The organism is Psychromonas arctica (assembly GCF_038155225.1).
GTDB lineage: Bacteria > Pseudomonadota > Gammaproteobacteria > Enterobacterales > Psychromonadaceae > Psychromonas > Psychromonas arctica_B.
Map to the genome: position 1 here is coordinate 104,263 of NZ_JBAKBA010000009.1, position 6,000 is coordinate 110,262.

General features: G+C 38.3%; 5 protein-coding genes. All 5 read right to left on the reverse strand.

Annotation, left to right across the window (positions count from 1 at the left end):
* Nucleotides 1-90: 90 nt before the first annotated feature.
* The 5 genes from V6255_RS05830 to V6255_RS05850 all read right to left on the reverse strand — a co-directional run bounded on the left by V6255_RS05830 (nt 91) and on the right by V6255_RS05850 (nt 5,679).
* A complete protein-coding gene (locus tag V6255_RS05830; RefSeq protein ID WP_341627300.1) occupies nt 91-1,110 on the reverse strand; it encodes a LacI family DNA-binding transcriptional regulator in 1,020 nt (339 codons plus the stop codon).
* A gap of 203 nt (nt 1,111-1,313) precedes the next feature.
* Nucleotides 1,314-2,411: a sn-glycerol-3-phosphate ABC transporter ATP-binding protein UgpC gene (locus V6255_RS05835; protein ID WP_341627301.1), complete on the reverse strand. Its 1,098-nt coding sequence runs from the start codon at nt 2,409-2,411 to the stop codon at nt 1,314-1,316.
* A 2-nt stretch (nt 2,412-2,413) separates the two neighbouring features.
* The gene (locus V6255_RS05840) at nt 2,414-3,376 is read right to left on the reverse strand and encodes a carbohydrate ABC transporter permease (protein WP_341627302.1); all 963 of its coding nucleotides are present in this window, start codon (nt 3,374-3,376) and stop codon (nt 2,414-2,416) included.
* A 6-nt stretch (nt 3,377-3,382) separates the two neighbouring features.
* Complete coding sequence (locus V6255_RS05845; RefSeq protein ID WP_341627303.1) at nt 3,383-4,246, reverse strand: sugar ABC transporter permease; 864 nt, start codon at nt 4,244-4,246, stop codon at nt 3,383-3,385.
* Between the two features lie 86 nt (nt 4,247-4,332).
* Complete coding sequence (locus V6255_RS05850; protein WP_341627304.1) at nt 4,333-5,679, reverse strand: ABC transporter substrate-binding protein; 1,347 nt, start codon at nt 5,677-5,679, stop codon at nt 4,333-4,335.
* Between the last annotated feature and the right edge of the window lie 321 nt (nt 5,680-6,000).

Sequence of the window (6,000 nt, forward strand, 5' to 3'; positions counted from 1 at the left end):
GTGAAGTAAATACACTGATTTCGGACAGGGTTATAAATGCATTGAGCCCCCTAAATACAGCAATATAGTCATTTTTCTTTGGTTATATAGTCATGTTTCATTAGTTATAGAGTAATCATCTGACTGTCTAATCACAATCGTCGCTTCGTGCCAATTTTTAACCTCAAATTGCTTACCTTCGGCCTTATTTAACATCAATTTAGACATCCCTTCACCAACCGCATTAATATCATATTGAACGGTAGTAATAGAGGGGTTGTTATAACGGCTATGTTCATAATCCCCATAACCTGCAACAGCAATATCAATACCGACTTGATAGCCTAACGTTTCACAAGCAGCAATAGCACCTAACGCCATCGTATCGTCTGCACACAAAATACAAGTAGGACGGTGAATTAATAACATGATTTTCTGAGTCATTTTCATCGCATCAAGTTCATTAAGCTCACCATTTAATAGCCAATGTGGATCAATCGATATATGCGCTTCATGCATGGCTTGTAAATACCCTTGTTTTCTCGCTTGTGAAACCGTCAATTCATTTGGCGCATCTAAAAAAGCGATGCGTGAATGGCCATGCATTATTTGGCGTTGTGTCAGGTCATAAAAAGCTTGTGCGTTATCCACATCAACAAAACAGTCATTCTTAAAATCAGTATCAAACCCAAAGCAAACATAGGGAAACTGATACTTTTTCAACATTGAGATCCGTGGATCAAGATGGCGAGTACGCACAATAAAAATACCATCAACTAACCCACTGGTGATGAAATCAAAATAGACTTGTTGTTCATCTTGCCAATCAAAAATAGTCGTCACAATTAACTGATAATCATGTTTTGCTAAAAATTCAGCAGCTGCAGCTAATACCTTGGAGAAGGCAGATGAGACAAACATTCTTGAATGGGCAGGCAGAATTATACCAATATTGCGAGACTTACCAGAAGCTAACCGTTTAGCAGTAGGATTCGCTTTATAGCCTATATCCTGAGCGGCCTTTAATACTTTTTCACGTGTTTGCTCATTCACATCTGTGTAACCATTTAACGCTCTGGATACGGTGGATTTTGATAAGCCTAAATGTGCTGCCAGTTTTTTAATCGACATAAATCACCTAATATTGAGATATTAAACAATCAATCTGCAACTTATACCAATGGAATTAAATAAGTGATCAGAGATTGCGCAGGAAAAATTAACACTAATAAGGCGTGAGTTGTAGGAGATAGTTGTTCTCACTTCAAAACTCACAACGCAGTTAGGGGTGATTTTAACCAGCAAGAATGATCACCTTATTAATTCTTTTGGTATTAGAGACGCTGCTCTGTTTCATGGTCGAAAATTAACACACGAGAAAGATCGACCAGCAAATCAATTTTTGCGCCTAATGTAATATCAGAACGTAAATCTAATCGCGCTTTTACCGAGCTACCCGCTAGGTTAAATAAAACCTCTTTATCAAACCCCATCGGCTCAATGAGGTCGATAGTCAGGCCAGTAAAGTTAAAGGTAATCCCTGTTTCAGAAAAGAACGCTTTATCGTTAAAAAAGTCAGGGCGAATACCTACTTTTACCTTAAGCCCAGCCTCAGAAATTGTTTCTTGATAAGCGACATTTGATAACTTATTTCTTGGCAAGTGATAACCGTCAATATCCAAGTAATCATTGAACAACGTCCCCTCTATAATATTCATAGAAGGCGAACCGATAAACTGCGCAACAAATATATTGGTCGGATTAAGATAAATCTCCATTGGTGTTCCAGATTGAGCAATATAACCATCATGTAATACCACAACCTTATCCGCTAAGGTCATAGCTTCGACTTGATCATGGGTTACGTACACGCTTGTACGACCAAATTTGTTATGGATTTTGCCTATTTCTGTGCGCATGTGGCTACGTAATTTCGAGTCCAAATTCGATAAAGGTTCATCAAATAAAAACACATCGGCTTCTCGTATAATCGCGCGCCCCATGGCAACACGTTGACGCTGACCACCGGATAAATCGGCAGGTTTTCTCTCTAATAATTCCTCAAGTTGTAACATCTCACTGATTTCACTCAAGCGACGTTCAATTTCATCGTTATCAACCTTTAAACGACGTAACGCAAACACGATATTTTCCTTAACTGACTTATGAGGATAGAGTGCATAGTTTTGAAAGACCATCGCAATATTACGGTTCTGAGGTTCAATATTGTTCACCACGCGGTCGCCTATAATAATGTCACCAGAGGTTGGTTGCTCTAAGCCTGCAATCATTCTTAGTGTTGTTGATTTACCACAACCAGAAGGGCCAACTAGCACCACAAACTCACCATCATCAATCTCTAAATCAATGCCTTTTACAACCTGTGTTTTATCGTAACTTTTAACGATGTTTTTTAATGTAATAGCCGCCATAATTATCCTTTAACCCCACCGTCTGTTTTTCCGCCTTTCATAAAGCGAGATGCAAATAAGAAACAAATTACAATCGGTGCCAAAGTCAACATTGATGCTGCCATGATCCGATCCCAAATTGCATTTTTGGATACAAACAACTCCTGTAATGCTAATGGTAACGTATGGAATTCTGGATATTGTTTAAGGAATACTGACGCAAATAAATACTCGTTCCAGCCAATAATAAAACAGTAAATAAAAACCGTGGCTAACATAGGTAAAGAAAGCGGTAACACAACTTTGATAATCGCTTCCTTACGTGAACAGCCATCCATCATCGCCGCTTCTTCTAATGCGAAAGGAATGCCTCTAAAGTAATTTCCTAACATATACATACCCACCGGTAAGGTTTGAACAATGTAAATCAAGAACAAACAGAAGGCACTTCCCCATAAGGAAGACGCTAACCCAATATTCATCGCCATTTGATACAAAGGCACCATCAATAACACCCCACCGACCATATAAACAAACAACACGGATCGCTGTATCACCACTTGTCCTTTAAAACGTAATCGACTAATTGAATAGGCTCCCATGACAGAGAACACCAATGAGAATGTTGCGGCACCAACGGAAAATATAATGCTATTAAGCATGTACTTACCAAAAGGGAACAAGTTATCGTTAGACGTATATTTAGCGGCAATAGCCTCTTTTTTATCTTTAGGTAACTTTGGATTATTGAGTATCTTTTGAATGGCAGCGGGTATTTCGACTTTTTTAGCTTCCGTTAATCCTAATAGCTCTTTGTACGCGTCTAGATTAATAGTTTGTGGGATCAACGAAGGGTTTCCCCAGTCATACTGATGTTTAAGGGACGTTGAAAGAATTTGTGCAAAAGGTAATAAGCTAAAGCTCACCAATAATAATATAGCTAAAGCAAACCCAATACGTCCTGTTAATGTACGTTTTCCTAACATGTTAAATCACCACTTCATTATTTTTTTGATGTAAAACCAAATGAATACGGACAACACGGCCAACTGAATAACGGACGTTGCTGCAGCTAAGCCTTGATCGATAACGCCAGTAAAGGCTTGGTAATAAGTAAAAATAGGCAAGGTTTGCACATTAGGTGCAAGAAGATACACATCTTCAAAACGGTTAAGGTTCCATATAAGGCGAAGTAACACCACTGTCGCCAGTACAAAGTACAACTCAGGTAACGTCACATGAAAGAAACGACCAATCGGCCCATAACCATCTATCGCAGCGGCTTCATATTGGTCTCGTGATACTGACACTAACTTCGATAATATGAGTAAGTAAGCAATAGGTGCATGCTTCCAAATATCAAACAACACAACTACCCACAACGCAGAGTCAGGATCACCAATTAAATTGGTGCGTTCACTCCATATCCCCAATACATCGACAAACAGATAATTCACAACGCCTGAAATCGGATCAAACAAAAACTGCCAACCAAACACAACTGAAATAACAGGTGCAACATAGGGCAGCATAATGGCGGCATTAACCAAACCACGTCCTTTAAAAGGGTCTTTCAACAACAGCGCCATCGCCAAACCTAATAGCGTTGTTCCTACAACGGTGCCTAATAAATACAAACTAGTTGTGCCGATTGCAGAATAGTAATCGGTGTTTGTCAGTAATTTTATGTAGTTTTCAAAGCCAACAAATGTTTTATAACCGTTTAACTGAACATCAAAAAAACTCAGATAAACGTTATACATCAGTGGATAAAGAATCAGTAAGCCAAGAATGAGAATAGTCGGTGCGACCAACTTCCAACCAAACTTAGCTTCAGCTCGTTCTAGTGGCGTCATAGTGTTCCCTTATCCACATGAGGAAGCTGCCTCATATGGATCATTGATATCTGTATAACAGAATAACAAGCGCGAATTAAAATTAATTATTCAGAAACAACCTGTTTCATCTGCTTTTCAGCCCAATCCAATGACGCTTGTGACTCTTCACCTTCAATCGTCGCGCGGTAAATCATGCGAGGAATAATTTGTTTCGCAAAGATTTCACCAGACTTAGGAAAGGTTTTTCCTTCCACGACAGAGAAATTCTTAATATTGTCAAAACCTGCAACGATTTCCTTAATAGACTCTTTGCCGTATTGCGCAAAAATGCCTTTAGGATCATTTAAGAATTCATCAGTTTCAGCAATATCTCGTAACATTGGTAGATGCCCGCCAACCGCCATATGTGAATAAGCAACCACTTGGTCTTTTTCATTCATATATTCAATGAATGCTTTAGTTGCTTCAACCTCTTCTTTATTCTCATTTTTCATCACACTCAGTCCAACCAAAGTACCGAATGACGAAGGAGACGTTTTAGTGATGGTGGTGGCTAAGCGTGTATTTTTCGCTAAATCAGGATCAAAAGCCGCACCTTTAAGGTCAGTAAAGTTTTCAGAACTCAATGAACTAGCAGCTGCTTCTGCAAGCGCAATATCATCTAAAATATAAGATGAGTAAAAGAACATCGCTAACTTACCTTGTAAGTAATAATCTCGTGCTCTCCAACTCTGTGGACCAGGAGGATTGTATTGCGATAAGTTTTTATAAAAGTCTAAGACTTCTTTTTGTGCTTTCGAGTTAAAAACAAGTTCACCGTTTTTATTAAACTGCCCAGCATCATTAGACAATGCAAATTGTGTATAACATTGCTCAGCATAATTATCCGCTTTAGTACCAATCAAAATACCGTATTGATTTTCTGTGGGTTTATAAAAGTACTTTGCAGCAGCTTCAATCGTTTCCCAAGTAGTCGGTGGCGCTAACCCAGCTTCTTTAAACCAATCGGCACGATACCAAATACCTTGTACCCAGCCACTATAAGGAACAGAAACGTATTCATTAAGCGTGGTACTTTCTACTAACTTAAGTGCACCAGAATAAAAACGTTGTTGACCAATTCGTTTAACCAGATCCGTATTAGAAGCAACGTCTATAATGCCCTCTTCAGCAAAAGCTAATGAAAGGTCAGACCCTACTTCAATCATATCCGGTAATGTATTCGATGCTGCCGCAGCTGCTATTTGTTTTGGCATATCGTTTTCGTCGACTGCAATTATTTTCACCTCAATACCTGAATTAAGCGCCTCAAAAACATCAGCCATCACCTCAATGGTTTGAAGTCTGTCCGATTGCGTTTGTGTCGTCCAATATTCAATAGTGGTAGCACTCACTAAACTAGAAAATGGCAAGCTAGCCGCTAACCCGAGAGTTAAGGTATTAATTTTCATCGTTATTTCCTTATTTTAAAATAGACTTAAAAGTAATCAGAGAATCAACTTAGAAAAAATTCAGTAGGATTAAATTCGACTTTTTCCATTATTAGTAAAAAATCAGTAAGTAATCTAACAAACAATTTAGTGAATTATTTATCAAACTATATGATTGGTTTTTAGTCTACCCTAAATAATATCGATTATTATTTGAACTAAGTCTCGTTATTAACGGATAACAAAACCGGTTTTGATCCATGCGATCATGGTCACTATTTATACTAATACCATTCCGCATAATTAGTTGATCAGACTCATCCAATCTCTAGTACACATTTT